Origin of the sequence: Streptomyces sp. NPDC058664, from assembly GCF_042716635.1 — a bacterium.
Taxonomy (GTDB): Bacteria; Actinomycetota; Actinomycetes; order Streptomycetales; family Streptomycetaceae; genus Streptomyces.
Genome location: NZ_JBHXRW010000033.1, coordinates 16,332 through 32,785, shown reverse-complemented (window position 1 = coordinate 32,785; position 16,454 = coordinate 16,332). Strand labels below are relative to the sequence as shown.

Genomic DNA, 16,454 nt, shown 5'->3' with positions numbered 1-16,454 from the left:
AAGTGACGCAAAGAGGCCCCAGCTGCCCCGACCCTGAACGGCATGGGATCGACAGTGCTCAGCCTGCGCATCGACGGTGAGCTGCTCGACCGGCTCAGGAGTCACGCCGCGAGAAGAGGAATGAGCGTCCAGGACTATGTCGTCCGGACGCTCATTCGGGAGGATTTCGACGAGCGGTTCAAGACCGCCGTCGACGAGACGGAGAGGTTCTACGGGGCGGCCGACACGGCCACCGGCACGGAGCCGGCGGCCGAGGCGCCCCGGGATCACGTGAGGCCGAGCGCCGGCATCGCGTAGTAGAAGACGAAGACCGCCGACACGGCGTACATGGCCACCGGGACCTCACGGCCCCGGCCGGCCGCGAGACGCAGCACGCTGAACGCGATGAAGCCGATGCCGATGCCGTTCGTGATCGAGTACGTGAACGGCATCATCACCATGGCCAGGAACGCCGGCACCGCGATGGTGAAGTCGCTCCAGTCGATGTCCTTGACCGAACCGGCCAGGATCAGGAAGCCGACCGCGAGCAGCGCGGGCGTCGCCGCCTGGGACGGGACCATCGTGGCCAGCGGCGTGAGGAACAGCGCCACCGAGAACAGACCGCCGGTCACGACCGAGGCGAGGCCCGTGCGCGCGCCCTCGCCGACGCCCGCCGTGGACTCCACGAAGCAGGTGGTGGCCGAGGAGGAGGTCGCGCCGCCGGAGGCGACGGCCAGGCCGTCCACGAGCAGGACCTTGTTGATGCCGGGGAAGTCGCCGTCCTTGTCGATCAGCTTGGCCTCGTCGCCGACGCCGAGGATCGTGCCCATGGCGTCGAAGAAGCAGGACAGCAGCACGGTGAAGACGAAGAGGACGCCGGTCAGGTAGCCGACCTTCTCGAAGCCGCCGAAGAGGCTGACCTCGCCGACGAGACCGAAGTCGGGGGAGGCCACCGGGTTGCCCGGCCACTCCGGGGTGGTCAGGCCCCAGGAGGGGACGGTCGCGACCGCGTTGATCACCATCGCGACGATCGTCATGACGACGATCGAGATGAGGATCGCGCCCGGCACCTTGCGGATGATCAGGGCCAGGGTGAGGAGCGTGCCCAGGACGAAGACCAGGACGGGCCAGCCGGTGAGGTGGCCGTCGCCGCCGAGCTGGAGCGGGACGGTGGTGTGCGCGGCGTCGGGGATGCGGGAGACGAAGCCCGAGTCGACGAGGCCGATCAGCATGATGAAGAGGCCGATGCCGATCGCGATGCCCTTGCGCAGGCCGACCGGGACCGCGTTCATGACGCGCTCGCGCAGACCGGTCGCGACGAGCAGCATCACGACGACGCCGGCGAGGACGACCATGCCCATGGCGTCCGGCCAGGACATCTTCGGCGCGAGCTGGAGCGCGACGACGGTGTTGACGCCGAGGCCGGCGGCGAGGGCGATCGGGACGTTGCCGATGACGCCCATGAGGAGCGTCGAGAACGCCGCCGTGAGGACGGTGGCGGTGACGAGCTGGCCGCCGTCGAGCTGGTGCCCGTACATGTCCTTGGCGCTGCCGAGGATGATCGGGTTCAGCACGATGATGTAGGCCATCGCGAAGAAGGTGGCGAGACCGCCACGGACCTCGCGGGCGACGGTCGAGCCGCGCTCGGAGATCTTGAAGTAGCGGTCGAGGCCCGAGACGGGAGCGTCGGGGCCCTGGAGTCCCTCGGGGGACGTGGCCTTGGCGGTGGCCGTGGTGCTCATGGGGGTGGGTTCCTCTTCGGAGCGGAGAAGTCCGTTTAAGGGATCTTTTGGCGGTTCATACGAAGGAAACCCGCCAGAGGCAAACCGTTTCAGTATGAACACATGAGCGAGCGGCCGTCTATCTCCGCGCGTAGATATGAATGCGGGCCACCTAGACTGAGCCCATGGCGAAGTGGACACCGAAGCACGAGGCACCCGAGCCCCTCGAAGGGCCCGTCGTCGCCACCATCACCGGCGGAACGATCCTCTGGTTCGTCCTCTTCCTCGTCCAGGTCCCCTTCTACGGCTGGTTCGACGACCGGGACCTCACCTGGTGGGTGTGGACCTGCCTGGCCGGCGCGGGCCTCGGCCTGATCGGCATCTGGTACGTACGGAAGCGGGACGCGGCGATCAAGCGCCACGAGGCGGCGGAGTCGGCGGGGGCGGCGACCTCCGAGGGACCGCGCCCCGGCGCGTAGTACCGGGGGACCCTTCCCCTCCTCCCCCGGTCGGATCTTCGCCCTGCTCGGCAGGTGAACGCCCCGTTCCGGTCGTACCGTCGAAAACATGACTCAGCGGGCGAAGATCGACACGGGCGGCAGCGGGACCGGGACGGCCGGCCCGCCCGTCGTCCACCGCGCCGCCGGGCTCACCTCGGCCGAGGTCGCCGAGCGCGTCGCACGCGGCGAGGTCAACGACGTACCGGTACGGAGCTCCCGCTCGGCGACCGACATCGTCCGCGCCAACGTCCTCACCCGCTTCAACGCGATCATCGGCGTGCTCTGGGTGATCATGCTCTGCGTCGCACCGATCCAGGACAGCCTCTTCGGCTTCGTGATCATCGCCAACACCGGCATCGGCATCATCCAGGAACTCCGCGCCAAGAAGACCCTCGACGGACTCGCCGTCATCGGAGAGGCCAGGCCGACCGTCCGCCGCGACGGCGTGACGGCGGAGCTCTCGACTTCCGAGATCGTCCTCGGCGACCTGATCGAGCTCGGCCCCGGCGACAAGGTCGTCGTCGACGGCGTCGTCGCCGAGGCCGACAGCCTGGAGATCGACGAATCGCTCCTCACCGGCGAGGCCGACCCGGTGGTGAAGAAACCCGGCGACCCGATGATGTCGGGCTCGTTCGTGGTCGCCGGCGGCGGCGCCTTCACGGCCACGAAGGTCGGCCGCGAGGCGTACGCGGCACAGCTCGCCGAGGAGGCCTCCCGCTTCACGCTCGTCCACTCCGAACTGCGCTCCGGCATCTCCACGATCCTCAAGTACGTGACGTGGATGATGGTCCCGACCGCGCTCGGCCTGATCATCAGCCAGCTCGTCGTCAAGGACAACGACCTCAAGGACTCGATCGCCCGTACGGTCGGCGGCATCGTCCCGATGATCCCCGAGGGCCTCGTCCTGCTCACCTCGGTCGCCTTCGCCATCGGAGTCGTACGCCTGGGCCGCAAACAGTGCCTCGTGCAGGAGCTGCCCGCCATCGAGGGCCTCGCCCGCGTCGACGTCGTCTGCCTGGACAAGACGGGCACGCTCACCGAGGGCGGCATGGACGTCACGGAGCTCCGTCCACTGGGCGGCTCGGACGAGGCGTACGTACGGAAGGTCCTCGGCGCCCTCGGCGAATCCGACCCGCGTCCCAACGCCTCCCTCCGGGCCATCATCGAGGCGTACCCGGAGACGGTGGAGTGGCGGTGCACGGAGGCACTGCCGTTCTCCTCCGCACGGAAGTACAGCGGCGCCGCGTTCAGCGAGGGCGACGGCGAGAACTCCACCTGGCTCCTGGGCGCCCCCGACGTCCTCCTCCCCGCCGACGACCCGGCCCTGACCGAGATCGACCACCTCAACGAGCAGGGCCTGCGGGTCCTCCTCCTGGCCCGTACGACACACGAACTCGACGATCCCGGGGTCACCACCGACGCCCACCCGACCGCGCTCGTGGTCCTGGAACAACGCCTCCGCCCCGAGGCCGCCGACACCCTCGCCTACTTCGCCGACCAGAACGTCGCCACGAAGATCATCTCGGGCGACAACGCGGTCTCGGTCGGCGCGGTCGCCGCGAAGCTCGACATGGAGGGCGCGAAGAACACGGTCGACGCCCGCACCCTCCCCGCCGACCGGGAGGAGATGGCGAAGGTCCTCGACGAGAACGCGGTCTTCGGCCGGGTCTCCCCGCAGCAGAAACGGGACATGGTCGCGGCGCTCCAGTCCCACGGCCACGCCGTCGCGATGACGGGCGACGGCGTCAACGACGTGCTGGCCCTGAAGGACGCCGACATCGGCGTCTCGATGGGCTCGGGCTCGGAGGCGACGAAGGCGGTGGCCCAGATCGTCCTCCTGAACAACAGCTTCGCCACCCTCCCGTCGGTGGTGGCGGAGGGCCGCCGGGTCATCGGCAACATCACCCGGGTGGCGACCCTCTTCCTCACCAAGACGGTCTACTCGGTCCTCCTGGCGGTCCTGGTGGTCTGCTCCCAGGTGGAGTACCCCTTCCTCCCCCGCCACCTCACGCTCCTCTCCACCCTCACGATCGGCGTACCGGCGTTCTTCCTCGCGCTCGCCCCCAACAAGGAACGTGCGAAGCCGAACTTCGTACGGCGGGTCATGCGGTACGCGATCCCCGGCGGCGTCATCGCGGCGGCGGCCACCTTCACCACGTACCTCCTGGCCCGCCACCACTACACGGGCCCGGGGGCCCTGCCGGCCGAGACCAGCGCCGCCACCCTCACCCTCTTCCTGGTCTCCATGTGGGTCCTGGCGATCATCGCCCGCCCGTACACCTGGTGGCGCCTCGCCCTGGTCGCCACGATGGGCGGCGCCTTCCTGCTCGTCCTGGTCGTCCCCTGGCTCCAGGACTTCTTCGCCCTGAAGCTGGTGGGCGTGACGATGCCGTGGACGGCGGTCGCCGTCGCGGCGGCGGGAGGACTGCTGCTCGAGACCGCGTGGCGGTGGGTGGACCGGCGGTTCCCGGCGTGATGAAACTCCGCACCCTCCGGGCGGGATGTCCGTTATCTCATTGAGCACTACATCCAGCACCACGCCGGCGTCGCGGGGCTCGGACCTGCGGTTCGACACAAGGGCGACGAGGAGCGCTCCTCGGGGGCATGCGCGTGGAGCCATCCGTGGTAGTGCGACGGAGATCCTGCCAAGGAGTAACTGATGCGACGCAAGATGCCTGTCACCCTGGCCGCGCTCGTCGGGGCCGCCCTGCTCTCGGCGGGTGCCCCCGCGACCGCCCACACCACCGGGGCGGCACCCCGCGCGGCGGCCAACGCACTGAACTGCCAGACGTGGGTCAACGGCTACCAGGGCTTCGCGGACTGCACCAACCACACCAACCGCGCCATCGCCTTCCGCGTCACCATCGTCTGCGGCTGGTGGCCGGACACGTACGGCCAGTGGGTCACGCTGAACTCCGGCCAGCGCGGCACCTCGGCGGGCGAGTGCGGGGGCGGTTCAGGGGCGGGCAGCGCTTCCTGGGTCGAGGGCTGACCGTTCGGTCCTGACCGGGGCCGGCCCTGACCGACCGCCGTTCACTTCTCCGATCACCTCTCCGAAGCCCCGGGCCGACACGGCTCGGGGCTTCGGCCTTCCTGCCCGCCCCACGCGAGTTGCCCGTCCCACGTCAGTCACGGGCGGCGGAACGGCTCACCGCCGTGATGGAGCCGTCCGCCCCTATGACCGCGGTGTGCTGTCCGAGCGCCACGTGGTGAGACGAGGGTGCCCCGGCAGTTCGGCGCGGCCGGTGGCCCACAACAGGGTGAGCCAGGGATCCGCGCCGCCCGGCGCCTCTGGAAACAGACGGGCGAGCACCCGCGAGCAGAGAGCGGAGGGCGGGGTCCAGGAAAGCCCGAAGCCTTCCGCCAGATCGTGCATGTGCACCAGCGTCTCCTGCAGCCCCAGCGCCGCGAAGCCTTCGGGGTCCGACACCCCGGCGGCGTGGTGGGCGCGGACCCGGGGCGGCGTCGTACGCACCATGGCGCCCAGCAGCGCGCCGCACGCCTCCAGCACCTGCACCAGGCCGGCCGGACCCGCGTCGCGGTCCGCGAAGACGAAGACCGCGGGTCCGTCCGGCCTCGTCCGGCTCAACGCGAAAGGCACATGGGTGTCCAGCGGCGGGCTCTGCGGCCCCAGCTGCACGGCGTAGTAGAACAGGTCGTTGGCGAGGTGCTCGGCGGTCTCCCAGCAGTCCCACTCCAGCGAACCGGCCTTTCCGCCCCACCCCTCCGCGGGTGCGTCCCGAAGGACGCCCACGGCGAGCCGCACGGCAAGGTCGACGTCGTCCGCGGTGACGGGAGACGACATTGATCCGGCTTCGACTGATCGAGACATCGCAGCACCGTATCGCGAGGGGTCACCGGAGCCCCGGGCAGCGGTCAGGGCCGTCATGGGCCTGACCGGTCGTGGTCCGGAACACGGCCCAGGCCTCGTCGTCACCGAAGTCGGTACGAAGAACCAGGGACGTCAGATCATCGGGGTAGGGCAGTGGCACGGGAGGGATCCTCCCACCCGCCTCCGACACCGGCCGTTGTCCACGGCACGCCGAGCGGCCGACCGGTCAGGCAGCGGACCGGCACTCGGCGCACTCGGCGTCCGGGTCGTGACTGCGGAAGGCCCGGTCGCACCCGTCGCAGTTGACGAGCGGCGCGGGCCCGTCGGTCGCGGACGGCGGCGGTACGGCGGCCAGCAGGGGCGGCAGGAGGGCGGAGAGCCGGAACTCGACGAACCGGCCCGGGTGGTGGACGGGAACGCGGGCGGGCGGGAGGGCGGCCGTGAGCGTACGGATCACCTGCTCCGGACTCGCGTCCCTGGCCAGCCACTCGTCGACACCGGGCGCGAGCCGCACGACGGGTGTTCAGCGTACGGATCGACTCCGGGCTGCGCCCGTACTCCTCGAGGTCGAGGCCGGGTCATGGGCCGCGCTTCGACGCGACGGCCCACGGCGGACCGTCCACCAGCGCGGTCGGGACCACCTGTGGAGCCGGATCGAGGACCACGCGACCCGCTGGCGGCGAGACGGTTCACCGGCCCTCGACCGCTTCCGGATCACGGCCGCTCCGGACGGTACGACCATCACCTGGCCGAACGCGGGAGGAGGGGAGGCTGCTCAGCAGGCTGGGTCCGGACGATCGTGAGGGCGGCCAGGACACACCGACGATGCCGGTCCTCCCTCGGGGCACCCGGGAGTTCGCGGCGGCACGGGCCGCCCGGTCGGGAGCGCGTAGCCGTCCGGGGGCGGCGGTGGCCGGGTCGCCCGCTCCCACAGGTCGTCGGGGGCGGGATCAGCGTGTGTTCCGGGCGTCCCGCCGCACCTCCGTCACGCTCCGACGGCCAAGCGGGGCCTGTGGTGGAGGTGGTGGAGGGCGTAGGCGGCGGAGACCAGGGTCATGTGGTGGTGCCAACCGGGGTACGAGCGGCCCTCGAAGTCGAGGAGGCCCAGGTCGTCCTCCAGGTGGCGGGTGGTCTGACGGGCGCGGGCGGGGAGGCGGGTGAGGGCGAGGAGGTTCTCGGTGCGGGCGTGGGTCATGTTGGTGAGCCACAGCTGGGACGGGGGCCGGCTCTCCCCTGAGCGAACCATGAAGAGGCGGTAGGCGCGGTGCGGGGTGCCCAGCGAGGGGCGGTCGACGGGGTGCACGAGGGCCGTCGCGACCGCGGCACGGTGCTCACGGCCGCCGGGCCGGACCGTGTCCTCGGTGCGGAGCGGGCCCGGGCCGTGGTCGAGCACCCCACGGGCCGTGCGCACCGGGCCGCATCCCTCGCGGTGGGGGCAAGGCGGGTGGCCGGCGGGGCGGGCGGTCCTGACCCGCAGTCCGTCGGGAACGGCCAGCACGAAGTCCTGGTTCCGGGCCGCGAGCCCCCGCACGAGGGCGCCCGCCCGGGGGGTCGCGCCCAAGTGGGCGACGACCGGGACGGGGGCGGCGCGGCTCGCGACGGCCAGGGCGTCGACGAGTTCGAGGGCGTGCTGCTCGGGCGGCCGGAAGCCCACGTCGTCGGGTATCCGGGCGCGCCGGCGGTAGTGCTGGTTCTTGCCCCAGGCGCCGGGCAGTTGGAGGCGCCAGTCGACGGGTACCGCGTCGGCCGCCGTGGCGAGGAAGGCGCCCACTCCCACCTGGCAGGTGACGGCCCGTCCGGCGGCGGCGACGAAGCGGCGGTGCACCCCGCAGGAGTGCTCGCCGCGCTTCGGCAGCACAGCCAGGTCGACGACCCAGGCCTGTGGGGCGAGCCGTCGTTCGGTCCAGCGGACCAGCTCCTCGCGCACTGGGGTCCAGTCCCAGGGGCTGACGTTGACGAACTGGTGCAGGGCCTGGGCCGCCGTCGGCGAGGCCGAGACGCTGGCGGCCAGTCGGCGGGCGGACTTCTTGCCGGGGGTGGTCAGCAGGGCCCGCAGGTATCTCCATGCCCAGGCGCGCTGGTCGGCCCGCGCCAGCGGTTCGAAGACCCGCTCGGTGAAGCGGGAGACGACGTCGTCGGGCGGGAGGGTGACCATGGTCAAAGAATAGCGAACGTTCTCTTTCCTGGTGTCCCGCCGGGCGCCCCGCGGAGGCTGCGGGCCCCTCCGACGGGCCCGGAGGAAATCGCGTCGCATCTTGACCAACTCGGCGTTGCCGACCCTTGGGACGACCGCCGAGGATGCTCATTTCAGGAGCTCACTCGGAGTCAGCATGGTGAAACAGGAGAGGGCCGTACGCACCCGCGCGGGACTCGTTCGGTCGGCCGCGGCGGAGTTCGACCGCGACGGATACGCCGGTACGTCGCTGTCCCAGATCAGCAAGGCCGCAGGCGTGTCCATAGGAGCGGTCACCTTCCATTTCGCCTCCAAGGCCGATCTGGCCGAGGCCGTGCGGGAGGAAGGCCACGCCGTCACACGGACCGCGCTGGAGCGGGTCACCGCCGAGCGGACCTCGGCGCTGCGCGCCGTGGTCGACCTCACCGTCGAGTTAGCGCGGCTGATGGAGCGTGAGGTCCTGGTACGGGCGAGCGTCCGGCTGGCCCGGGAGCTCCCGGGAGGCGCCTCCTGGTCGGGCAACTGGCTGCCGACGGTCCGGGACCTGCTGGACGAGGCCCACCGGACGGGGCAGCTCCGCGACGGCGCCCCGCCGGAGGACGTGACGATCCTGGTGGAGTACCTGACCGGTGGGGCGGAGGCCTCGTTGCGCGCCCGGCCGGGCACGGAGGGCGAGCCGGAGAGCCCCGTCGACCAGCTGAACCGGGTCTGGCGACTGGCTCTCGCGGGAGTCTCGGCGACGGGCGACACCGGTGCGGGTCTTCCCTCCCCGGTCGCCTCGGGTGGCCCTGGTACCCCCGGTGTCCCCGGTGTCCGTAATGCCCCGGACGTCCCGGCCGACCGGGGAGCCTCGGATGCCCTCGAAGCTCCGGAAACCCGGCAGTCCGGGGAGGCCGGAGAGGCCGTGGACGCCCGAGTGGACCTGGGCGACCGGGAGGCCGGGGGTACCGCGGGCGGTACCCGGAAGACCGGAGGCGTCTCGGGCGGTCCCCAGGACGCCGGAGGTGCCGCGGACGGCGCCCAGGACGCCGGGGGTGGCCGGGCAGTGGAGGGCTGAGCCACGATCCCGGCCACCGCGACCGCAAGGGTGGCCGGCGCGGCCGTAGCGGTGGCCGCCGCGACCATGACAGTGGCCGACGCCGCCGTAGCAGTAGCAGTAGCAGTAGCCGCCACGGTCCCGGCCGACGCGACCGAGACGGTGGCCGACACGGCCGTCGTCAGGCGGGGAAGTCCCCCTTGCCCGGGCGGATGCGGAGCCGTTCGCGGACCTCGGGGGCCGCGACGGCCGGCAGCGTGAACTGCCACAGCAGGGCGATGCGCCGCGGAAGGTCCTTCCGCTCGCTGACGATGTTCGAGTAGAGCTGAACCCCGGTATAGGCACCCACGAGGGTCGTGGCGAACTCGCCCTCGTCGACGTCCGGCAGGAGCTCGCCCAGCTCGCGCGCCACGCGCAGGTGCTTCAGGAAGTAGTCCACCCACTCCTGGTAGGGCGTGTCGCTCCGGATGCCGAACTCGCCCTGCTCGACCGCGAGCCGCACACTTGCCCGGAACACCACATTCCGCTGGAGCTCGCGGGCCAGGTAGAAGGTGAGGTCGATCAGCGCCTGGAGACCCGAGGAGCGCTCGGGGGGCTCCACGAAGTCCTGCTGACTCGCCATGACGGCCATGGCGAGGCCCCGCTTCGACTTGAAGTGGAAGTACATGCCGCCCTGGGTCACCCCGGCCCGGTTCATGATCTTGCTGATGCTGGCTCCACTGAAGCCGTGCTCGTCGAACACCTCGGCGGCGGCGTGGAGGATGACGTTCCGCGTCTTCACCGCCCGTTCCTGCTTCGGCTCATCCATGGGCGCCCCGTAATCCCTCGACAAAAAAAACGAACACCCTTATTTTACAGGCAAGGTCCCGCCATCGGTAGATCGGCCGGGCCTCCACATCCGCACGCCAGGGGGAGAGGCATGCCTACCACGATGGAACGTTCCGGCGTCTTACGCACCCAGCTCACCACCACGGTTCCCCGGGAGTACGTCCACCGGGCAGCCCTGTCCGAGGTCTTCCTGACAGACTGGCGCAGGAACGGCCCCGACTCCTTCACGGTCAACGCCCAGTGGCCGCGCAGCCACTGCTTCTACACCCCCGAGCGCGGGATGTACGACCCTCTCATGCTGTGCGAGACGGTCCGGCAGACCTTCCCGCTGCTCGCCCACGTCGCCTACGACATGCCCTTCGGCTACCAGCTCAGCTGGCGTGACCTGCGGTACGAGATCGACCCCTCGGGCCTGCACATCACCGGCGCGCCTGCCGAGGTCGAGCTGCGCGTCTCGTGCTCCGACATCCGGTACCTCCGGTCCCTGCCCGCCTCGATCAGGATGCGCATCGAAGTCCTCCGCCACGGCGCGCCGGTCGCCGTGGCCGAGACCGAGTTCGGCTGTCACTCGCCCGCGGTGTACCAGCGACTGCGGGCGGGCCGCGGTGACGTGGCCGGCATGTTCGGCGGCGCACCCGCGCCGACGTCCCCCGTCCCGCCGGGTCTGGTCGGCCGCGGTCGCGACCAGGACGTGGTGCTCTCCCCGTCCGGGGAGCCCGGCCGCTGGCGCCTCCGGGTGGACACCACGCACCCGGTCCTCTTCGACCACCCCGTCGACCACGTGCCGGGCATGGTCCTGCTGGAGTCCGTACGACAGGCGGCCCACGCCCTGACCCCGTCCCGGGGGCCGGCGCTGCCGCTCTCCATGGACGTGCGCTTCAGCCGGTACGTGGAGTTCGACTCACCCTGCTGGATCGAGGCCGAGGCGCTTCCCGGGGAGTCCGCTCCCGGCCGCCACCGGCTCCGCGTGGACGCCCTCCAGGGCGAGGGATCCGCCTTCTCGGCCATCGCGGAGATGGCGTCCGTCTCCGCCTTCTAGTACGCCCGACACACCCGGTCCGGGCCGTCGCGTCCCCCACCGCGGCGGGCCGGACCCGTGCCGGGAAACCGATTTCACACGCCGTTCCGGAAGTTGCCAAGGTCGTCGCGGATCGCCCCGCCCCAAAAGAAAACCGAACGTTTTCTATGTAATGCTCCCGGCCATGACGGACACGACCATCGCCCCCGCCGCCGAGACGGACGAGCAGCGCACGGCCCGCTTCGAGCGGGACGCCGTCGGCTTTCGTCCCCAGCTGTACGCCCGGGCCATGCGGCTCACCAAGAACCCCGCGGACGCCGAGGACCTGGTACAGGAGACGTACGCCCGGGCGTACCGCAGCTTCCACCAGTTCCGGCCCGGCACCAATCTGCGGGCCTGGTTCCATCGGATCCTCACCAACGTCCACCTGACCGCCTGCCGGAAGCGACGGGTCGAGCAGACGTACTCGACCAGCTCGGGCATCGAGGACCGGCAGCTCGCCCGCGCGGCCTCGCACACGGCCGAGGGCCTGCCGTCGGTCGAGGCACAGGTCATGGCCCGGATCCCGGACCCGGTGATCAGCGAGGCGCTGCGGTCGATCCCCTGCGACTTCCGGACCGTCGTCTACCTGGCCGACGTCGAAGGGCTGCCGTACGGGGAGATCGCCTCGCTCGTCGGCATCCCCTGCGGCACCGTCAACTCCCGTCTGCACCGCGGCCGCAGGCGGCTGCGGTCGCTCCTGGACGGACAGTTCGGCTACCGGGCGGACACCGCTTCCGCCGCCGGGGCCTGACATCCACCCCTCACCCACGACACCCGCGCCCGGACGCGGGCGGAGATGCGAGCTGATACCCCATGACCACACATGCGCCCGCCCACGTACGGACGGAGGAGGCCGGGCCGCCACGGCTGCCGTTGCTCGCCCTGCTCGCCCTCGCCACGGCGGTCTTCATCACCAGCCTCACCGAGACCCTGCCGGCCGGTCTGCTGCCCGCGATGAGCGCCGACCTCGGCGTCGGCGAGTCGGCGGCCGGTCAGACGGTCACCATCTACGCGATCGGCACCGCGCTGACCGCGATCCCGCTGAGCGCGGCCACCGCCGCCTGGCGGCGTAAGCGGCTGCTGCTCACCGCGATGACCGGCTTCGCCATCGCCAACACGGTGACCGCGGTCTCCACCTCGTACCTGCTGACCATGGGCGCCCGGTTCGTCGCCGGTGTGGCCGCGGGTCTCGCCTGGGCGCTGCTCGCCGGCTACGCCCGGCGGATGGCGCCGAAGCACCTCCAGGGCAAGGCGATCGCGATCGCCATGGCCGGCATCCCGGTCGCCCTCTCGCTCGGCGTGCCGGCCGGCACCTTCCTCGGCAAGGCCGTGAACTGGCAGGTGGCCTTCCTGGTCATGACCGGCCTCACGGTGATCCTGCTCGGCTGGATCGCCGCGGCCGTACCGGACTACCCGGGACAGAAGGAGGAGGGCAGGAGGGCCCCGATGCTGAGCGCGCTGAAGGTGCCCGGCGTGACGCCCGTCCTCTTCGTGACGCTCGTCCTCGTGCTCGCGCACACCATCCTCTACACCTTCATCGCGATCTTCCTCGACGAGCTCGGCCTGGGTGGCTCGACCGACCTGGTGCTGCTCGTCTTCGGCGGCGCGTCCCTGCTGAGCATCTGGGTGGTCGGCGTCGGGATCAACCGCCGGCTACGGGTGCTGACGCTCGCGAGCGTGCTGCTCATGGGGGTGGCGGCCGCCGCGCTCGCCGTCCTCTCCGGCAACACCGTCGTCATCTACGCGGCGGTGACGCTGTGGGGCCTCGGCTGGGGCGGCGTGCCGACCCTGCTGCAGACGGCGGCGGGCGACGCGGGCGGCGCGGGCGGCGACGAGGCCGCCGACGCGGCCCAGGCCATGCTCGTCACCCTGTGGAACGTGGCCATGGCCGCCGGCGGACTGGCCGGCGGACTGCTGCTCGACCTGTTCGGCTCCGGGTCCTTCCCGTGGAGCGTACTGATCCTGATCGTGCCGGTCCTGGCCGTGGTGGTCGGGGCACGCACGCACGGCTTCCCCGCCGAGCGGGCGGGCGCGGGCGCGAGCTCGTAGCCGAGGGACGGCCGCGCCGGGGCCCGTGTCCGCATCCGTGCGGTACGGGCCCCGGCGCGGCCGTCCGTCCGTGCGGGAGCGGTCGGCGCGAGGGCCCGGCCCGGTGCCGGTCGGCCCTGCGGGAGCGGTCGGCGCGGGGGTCCCGGCGCAGTGTCGGGCCGTGGCGCGGCCGAAAACCGACCTGGGCTGTCCGACTTGGCGAAGTCGCGGAGGCCCCTTCCCTTCCCTCGCAAAAAAAGAGGGCGTTCGTTATTCTTTCTGTGTCACCTGACGGGGGAGGAACACGGCATGGAGGAACACCGCACGGCCGGAGCAGGGGCTCCGGGCCACGACACACGGGTCTCCCGCTTCGCGGAATCGCTCTTCGCCCATCTGCCGAGGGCGGACCAGCGCCGCTGGGCCCAGCTCTACCTGCGGGGGCTGCTGACCACACCGGGCCGGAAGTCCATCCGCCGGCTCGCCGCCTCGGTCTCCGCCGCCCCGGCCACCACCTCCCAGTCGCTGCACCAGTTCATCAGTGCCAGCCCCTGGGACTGGGTGCCCGCCCGGCGGGAGCTGATCCGGCTGGCGACCGAGCACTTCCCGTTACGGGCGCTGACCATCGGCACCGTCGTCCTGCCCAAACGGGGCGAACACACCTGCGGGGTGCACCGCCGCTTCGTCCCCGCCGCCGGGCGGACCATCAGCTGCCAGGTCGGCCTCGGGGCCTTCGTCTCCACCGGCGACGAGGAACTGCCGGTGGAGTGGCGGCTGCTGCTGCCCCAGCAGTGGAACGAGGACGCGAAACTGCGCGAGCGCGCCCGGGTTCCCGATTCGGCCCGGCACCGGCCGGTATGGGAGCACGTCCTGGACCTGGTGGACTCCGTCTCGGAGGCCCTGCCGCGCGGACTGCCGACCCACGTGCCCGTGGTGGCCGACCTGAGCGAACACCTCGACGCCGGGCGGCTCCTCGCGGGCCTCGACCGGCGCGGCCACGACTTCGTGATCGCGGTGCCCGCCGCGCTGCCGGTGCTCCCCGCCGACCCGCGTGTCTCCCGGACCGTCCCCGGCGCAGCCAGCACGCCGCTCGGCCCGATCGGCGCCCGGCAGTTCCTTCAGCAGCACCACGTCCTGCCGCCGCGCGCGGTGAACCCGGCCGCGCCGGCCGGCCGGGGCCGGCGGTTGCGGGTGGTCTCCGAGCTGGTACGGCTGCCCGGCCACTGCCGGACGTACCGGCTCTTCACCGAGCGGTGCCCGGCGGACTCCCGCGCCCCCCGGGTGTGGATCACCAACCTGACCGGGCGGAGGGTGGAGCAGCTGGCGACCCTCGCCCAGGCGCAGCCGGGCGCCTTCCTCACGGCGTCCGTGCTCGAACGGGAATACGGGCTGCTCGACTTCGAGGGCCGCTCCTTCCCCGGCTGGCACCACCACATGACCCTGGTTTCCGCCGCTCATGTCTACGACCGACTCCTCCGCACGGGAGCGCTCGACGAAAGGCTGTCGCAGAGCGCCTGAAATCCTCGGACCGGTATTTCTCATCCAGACCAAGGGAGTTGACGACCAAGATGGTGAACGCACTCGTGGTGGAGGATTCGGAATCGATCGATTCCATCGTGCGGGACCTGCGTCTCCAGGGATACCAGGCAAGGGGGGTCAGCACCGGATCGGGCGCGCTGAAACTCCTACCACGGGCCGATCTCGTCCTGCTCGATCTCGAACTTCCCGATATGGACGGCCTGGAGGTGTGCCGAGCGATAAGAGCGGCCGGGGACACGCCGATCATCGCCTTCAGCCGCCGGAACACGGAATTGGACCGGGTGCTCGCGCTCCAGGCCGGGGCGGACGACTGCGTGGTGAAGACCTGCGGCTCCCGCGAGGTCATGGCGCGCATAAGAGCGGTGCTCCGCCGGGCGAATCCGGGGACCGACGGCGCCCCGCAGTCGATCTCCCTGCGGCCGCTGCACGTCGACGGGCGGTCACGGGAGGTGCGTCTGGACGGCCGACTGGTGGACATGACATCGAAAGAGTTCGAACTCCTGTACGTGCTGGCGTCCAACCCCGAGCGGGTGGTGTCCCGGAAGGAACTGATGGCGAAGGTATGGCAGACCGACCGCGCGGCGTCCAGCCGCACCATCGACACCCACGTCAGCAGCCTCCGGGCCAAGCTCGGCTCCAGCAGGTGGATCGTCACGGTGCGCGGTGTCGGCTACAAGATCGGCGCCGCCCGGAGGGACCACGCCCGGGTCTGAGCCGATACGGCGACGACACCGCCGACGAGGGCGCGGACGGTCCCGAAGACCGGCCGCGCCCTTCCCGTGCGCGGGGACCGGCACCGGATCAGGCCGCCACCGCGGCCGTGTGCCGCTCCAGCCGGGCGAGCAGCGGGTGGCCACCGGCCGGATCCCCGTCGGCGCCGGCCTCGCTCAGGGCCCACCAGGCGCCGGCGAGGTTCGAGGTGAGCAGCACCTGATCGCTGTCGCGGCCCAGCTCCTCCAGGGCGGCGAGCGTACCCATGCCGGTGCCGGTGAAGAGGAGCGCGGTGTCGTCGGCGAGCCGGGCGTCACGGACCCGTTCCAGTATCGCCGCGGTCGTCACCTCGTACGGGTTGAAGTGGTCCTCCCGGGACGGGACGAGAAGCGCCTCGTCCACCGAGAGCCCGGCCGCGCGCCAGAAGCCGACGGAGGTCTCCGTCAGCCACGGCTCGTACGGGGAGACCAGGGTCAGCCGCTCCACACCGAGCCGCTCGCAGGCGGCGAGGATGGCCTGGGTCGAGGAGCGCACGGGGTAGCCGGCCCGGTCGCCGAGCTCCTCGCAGAAAGCCCGGTCGCCCTCGGGCCCGAGCAGGTAGTGCGAGGCGCTGCAGGCGACGACGGCGGCGTCCAGGTCCATGGCGCCGAAGCCCGCCAGGGTGTCGGGCAGCGCCTCGTTCCACGCCTCCAGCATCCCGAGGAGTCCCCGGCCCGGTGTGACCGGGAAACGGCTCGTGTACACGTTCATGCGCCCGTCGACCAGCCGGTTGAACTCCGGCTCCGCCGTGGGGTTCTCCGGCGGGACGACGACGCCGAGCCGTGGGGTCGCGAGAAGGTCCATCATGAAATCCCCGTCTCCTGGAGTGATTCCCGGTTTTCCGGTTGCTTGCACCGATGGAATTGCCCGGCCATACGGAACCTTCCCGTCCGGCCTCAATGCGTCCGTCAATCGATGCTTTTCGCACCCGACTTCACCCTCGGCTTGCATTCCTTGCCCGGCCTCACACTCCTTGACAAAAGCCAAGGAAGCCTGACACGCACTTCCTTG

Annotated in this window: 16 protein-coding genes; 10 read left to right on the top strand and 6 right to left on the bottom strand. The window is 71.4% G+C overall.

The window, feature by feature from the left end:
* Positions 1 to 42 precede the first annotated feature (42 nt).
* The gene (locus tag ACFWUY_RS25270) at positions 43 to 297 is read left to right on the top strand and encodes a hypothetical protein (RefSeq protein WP_384113364.1); all 255 of its coding nucleotides are present in this window, start codon (positions 43 to 45) and stop codon (positions 295 to 297) included.
* Here the strand turns inward: ACFWUY_RS25270 and ACFWUY_RS25265 are convergent.
* Complete coding sequence (locus ACFWUY_RS25265) at positions 267 to 1,721, bottom strand: NCS2 family permease (RefSeq protein WP_384113356.1); 1,455 nt, start codon at positions 1,719 to 1,721, stop codon at positions 267 to 269. The two genes, ACFWUY_RS25270 and ACFWUY_RS25265, sit on opposite strands and share 31 nt — an antisense overlap.
* 164 nt (positions 1,722 to 1,885) lie before the next feature.
* Between ACFWUY_RS25265 and ACFWUY_RS25260 the strand changes: the two genes are divergently transcribed.
* The 3 genes from ACFWUY_RS25260 (at position 1,886) to ACFWUY_RS25250 (ending at position 5,192) form a co-directional block, all read left to right on the top strand.
* On the top strand, positions 1,886 to 2,179 hold the full coding sequence (locus ACFWUY_RS25260) for a DUF2530 domain-containing protein (RefSeq protein WP_384113352.1): 294 nt from the start codon (positions 1,886 to 1,888) through the stop codon (positions 2,177 to 2,179).
* 88 nt (positions 2,180 to 2,267) lie between these two features.
* Complete coding sequence (locus tag ACFWUY_RS25255) at positions 2,268 to 4,676, top strand: HAD-IC family P-type ATPase (RefSeq protein ID WP_384113346.1); 2,409 nt, start codon at positions 2,268 to 2,270, stop codon at positions 4,674 to 4,676.
* Between the two features lie 183 nt (positions 4,677 to 4,859).
* Positions 4,860 to 5,192 carry a hypothetical protein gene (locus tag ACFWUY_RS25250; RefSeq protein WP_384113343.1) on the top strand — a complete coding sequence of 111 codons (333 nt, stop codon included), beginning with the start codon at positions 4,860 to 4,862 and terminating at the stop codon, positions 5,190 to 5,192.
* A gap of 183 nt (positions 5,193 to 5,375) precedes the next feature.
* On the opposite strand, the gene ACFWUY_RS25245 is transcribed toward ACFWUY_RS25250, so the two are convergent.
* From ACFWUY_RS25245 to ACFWUY_RS25235, 3 genes are all read right to left on the bottom strand, one after another.
* The gene (locus tag ACFWUY_RS25245) at positions 5,376 to 6,032 is read right to left on the bottom strand and encodes a hypothetical protein (protein WP_384113340.1); all 657 of its coding nucleotides are present in this window, start codon (positions 6,030 to 6,032) and stop codon (positions 5,376 to 5,378) included.
* A gap of 226 nt (positions 6,033 to 6,258) precedes the next feature.
* Positions 6,259 to 6,546 carry a hypothetical protein gene (locus ACFWUY_RS25240; RefSeq protein ID WP_384113337.1) on the bottom strand — a complete coding sequence of 96 codons (288 nt, stop codon included), beginning with the start codon at positions 6,544 to 6,546 and terminating at the stop codon, positions 6,259 to 6,261.
* 471 nt (positions 6,547 to 7,017) lie between these two features.
* Positions 7,018 to 8,187 carry an IS701 family transposase gene (locus tag ACFWUY_RS25235; RefSeq protein ID WP_384113334.1) on the bottom strand — a complete coding sequence of 390 codons (1,170 nt, stop codon included), beginning with the start codon at positions 8,185 to 8,187 and terminating at the stop codon, positions 7,018 to 7,020.
* A 175-nt stretch (positions 8,188 to 8,362) separates the two neighbouring features.
* On the opposite strand from ACFWUY_RS25235, the gene ACFWUY_RS25230 reads away from it, so the two are divergent.
* A complete protein-coding gene (locus ACFWUY_RS25230) occupies positions 8,363 to 9,262 on the top strand; it encodes a TetR family transcriptional regulator (RefSeq protein ID WP_384113331.1) in 900 nt (299 codons plus the stop codon).
* Positions 9,263 to 9,422: 160 nt separating this feature from the next.
* On the opposite strand, the gene ACFWUY_RS25225 is transcribed toward ACFWUY_RS25230, so the two are convergent.
* The gene (locus ACFWUY_RS25225; RefSeq protein WP_384113328.1) at positions 9,423 to 10,049 is read right to left on the bottom strand and encodes a ScbR family autoregulator-binding transcription factor; all 627 of its coding nucleotides are present in this window, start codon (positions 10,047 to 10,049) and stop codon (positions 9,423 to 9,425) included.
* 111 nt (positions 10,050 to 10,160) lie between these two features.
* Between ACFWUY_RS25225 and ACFWUY_RS25220 the strand changes: the two genes are divergently transcribed.
* From ACFWUY_RS25220 to ACFWUY_RS25200, 5 genes are all read left to right on the top strand, one after another.
* Positions 10,161 to 11,108, top strand: a complete 948-nt coding sequence (locus ACFWUY_RS25220; protein ID WP_384113325.1) for a ScbA/BarX family gamma-butyrolactone biosynthesis protein — start codon at positions 10,161 to 10,163, stop codon at positions 11,106 to 11,108.
* A 163-nt stretch (positions 11,109 to 11,271) separates the two neighbouring features.
* Complete coding sequence (locus ACFWUY_RS25215) at positions 11,272 to 11,880, top strand: sigma-70 family RNA polymerase sigma factor (RefSeq protein WP_384113321.1); 609 nt, start codon at positions 11,272 to 11,274, stop codon at positions 11,878 to 11,880.
* A gap of 62 nt (positions 11,881 to 11,942) precedes the next feature.
* Positions 11,943 to 13,178: an MFS transporter gene (locus tag ACFWUY_RS25210; protein ID WP_384113312.1), complete on the top strand. Its 1,236-nt coding sequence runs from the start codon at positions 11,943 to 11,945 to the stop codon at positions 13,176 to 13,178.
* A 288-nt stretch (positions 13,179 to 13,466) separates the two neighbouring features.
* A complete protein-coding gene (locus tag ACFWUY_RS25205; RefSeq protein ID WP_384113309.1) occupies positions 13,467 to 14,672 on the top strand; it encodes an IS701 family transposase in 1,206 nt (401 codons plus the stop codon).
* A gap of 50 nt (positions 14,673 to 14,722) precedes the next feature.
* Positions 14,723 to 15,406 (top strand): response regulator transcription factor, encoded by a 684-nt coding sequence (locus ACFWUY_RS25200; protein ID WP_384113304.1) that lies wholly within the window; start codon positions 14,723 to 14,725, stop codon positions 15,404 to 15,406.
* 88 nt (positions 15,407 to 15,494) lie between these two features.
* On the opposite strand, the gene ACFWUY_RS25195 is transcribed toward ACFWUY_RS25200, so the two are convergent.
* The gene (locus ACFWUY_RS25195; protein ID WP_384113300.1) at positions 15,495 to 16,250 is read right to left on the bottom strand and encodes an arylmalonate decarboxylase; all 756 of its coding nucleotides are present in this window, start codon (positions 16,248 to 16,250) and stop codon (positions 15,495 to 15,497) included.
* Positions 16,251 to 16,454 lie beyond the last annotated feature (204 nt).

Bases quoted from the DNA above. Each gene is read 5' to 3' on its own strand.
- ACFWUY_RS25195 (WP_384113300.1), bottom strand. From the start codon at position 16,250: ATGATGGACCTTCTCGCGACCCCACGGCTCGGCGTCGTCGTCCCGCCG.
- ACFWUY_RS25205 (WP_384113309.1), top strand. From the start codon at position 13,467: ATGGAGGAACACCGCACGGCCGGAGCAGGGGCTCCGGGCCACGACACA.
- ACFWUY_RS25250 (WP_384113343.1), top strand. From the start codon at position 4,860: ATGCGACGCAAGATGCCTGTCACCCTGGCCGCGCTCGTCGGGGCCGCC.
- ACFWUY_RS25225 (WP_384113328.1), bottom strand. From the start codon at position 10,049: ATGGATGAGCCGAAGCAGGAACGGGCGGTGAAGACGCGGAACGTCATC.
- ACFWUY_RS25220 (WP_384113325.1), top strand. From the start codon at position 10,161: ATGCCTACCACGATGGAACGTTCCGGCGTCTTACGCACCCAGCTCACC.
- ACFWUY_RS25245 (WP_384113340.1), bottom strand. From the start codon at position 6,032: ATGTCTCGATCAGTCGAAGCCGGATCAATGTCGTCTCCCGTCACCGCG.
- ACFWUY_RS25255 (WP_384113346.1), top strand. From the start codon at position 2,268: ATGACTCAGCGGGCGAAGATCGACACGGGCGGCAGCGGGACCGGGACG.
- ACFWUY_RS25270 (WP_384113364.1), top strand. From the start codon at position 43: ATGGGATCGACAGTGCTCAGCCTGCGCATCGACGGTGAGCTGCTCGAC.
- ACFWUY_RS25200 (WP_384113304.1), top strand. From the start codon at position 14,723: ATGGTGAACGCACTCGTGGTGGAGGATTCGGAATCGATCGATTCCATC.
- ACFWUY_RS25235 (WP_384113334.1), bottom strand. From the start codon at position 8,187: ATGGTCACCCTCCCGCCCGACGACGTCGTCTCCCGCTTCACCGAGCGG.
- ACFWUY_RS25265 (WP_384113356.1), bottom strand. From the start codon at position 1,721: ATGAGCACCACGGCCACCGCCAAGGCCACGTCCCCCGAGGGACTCCAG.
- ACFWUY_RS25215 (WP_384113321.1), top strand. From the start codon at position 11,272: ATGACGGACACGACCATCGCCCCCGCCGCCGAGACGGACGAGCAGCGC.
- ACFWUY_RS25210 (WP_384113312.1), top strand. From the start codon at position 11,943: ATGACCACACATGCGCCCGCCCACGTACGGACGGAGGAGGCCGGGCCG.
- ACFWUY_RS25230 (WP_384113331.1), top strand. From the start codon at position 8,363: ATGGTGAAACAGGAGAGGGCCGTACGCACCCGCGCGGGACTCGTTCGG.
- ACFWUY_RS25260 (WP_384113352.1), top strand. From the start codon at position 1,886: ATGGCGAAGTGGACACCGAAGCACGAGGCACCCGAGCCCCTCGAAGGG.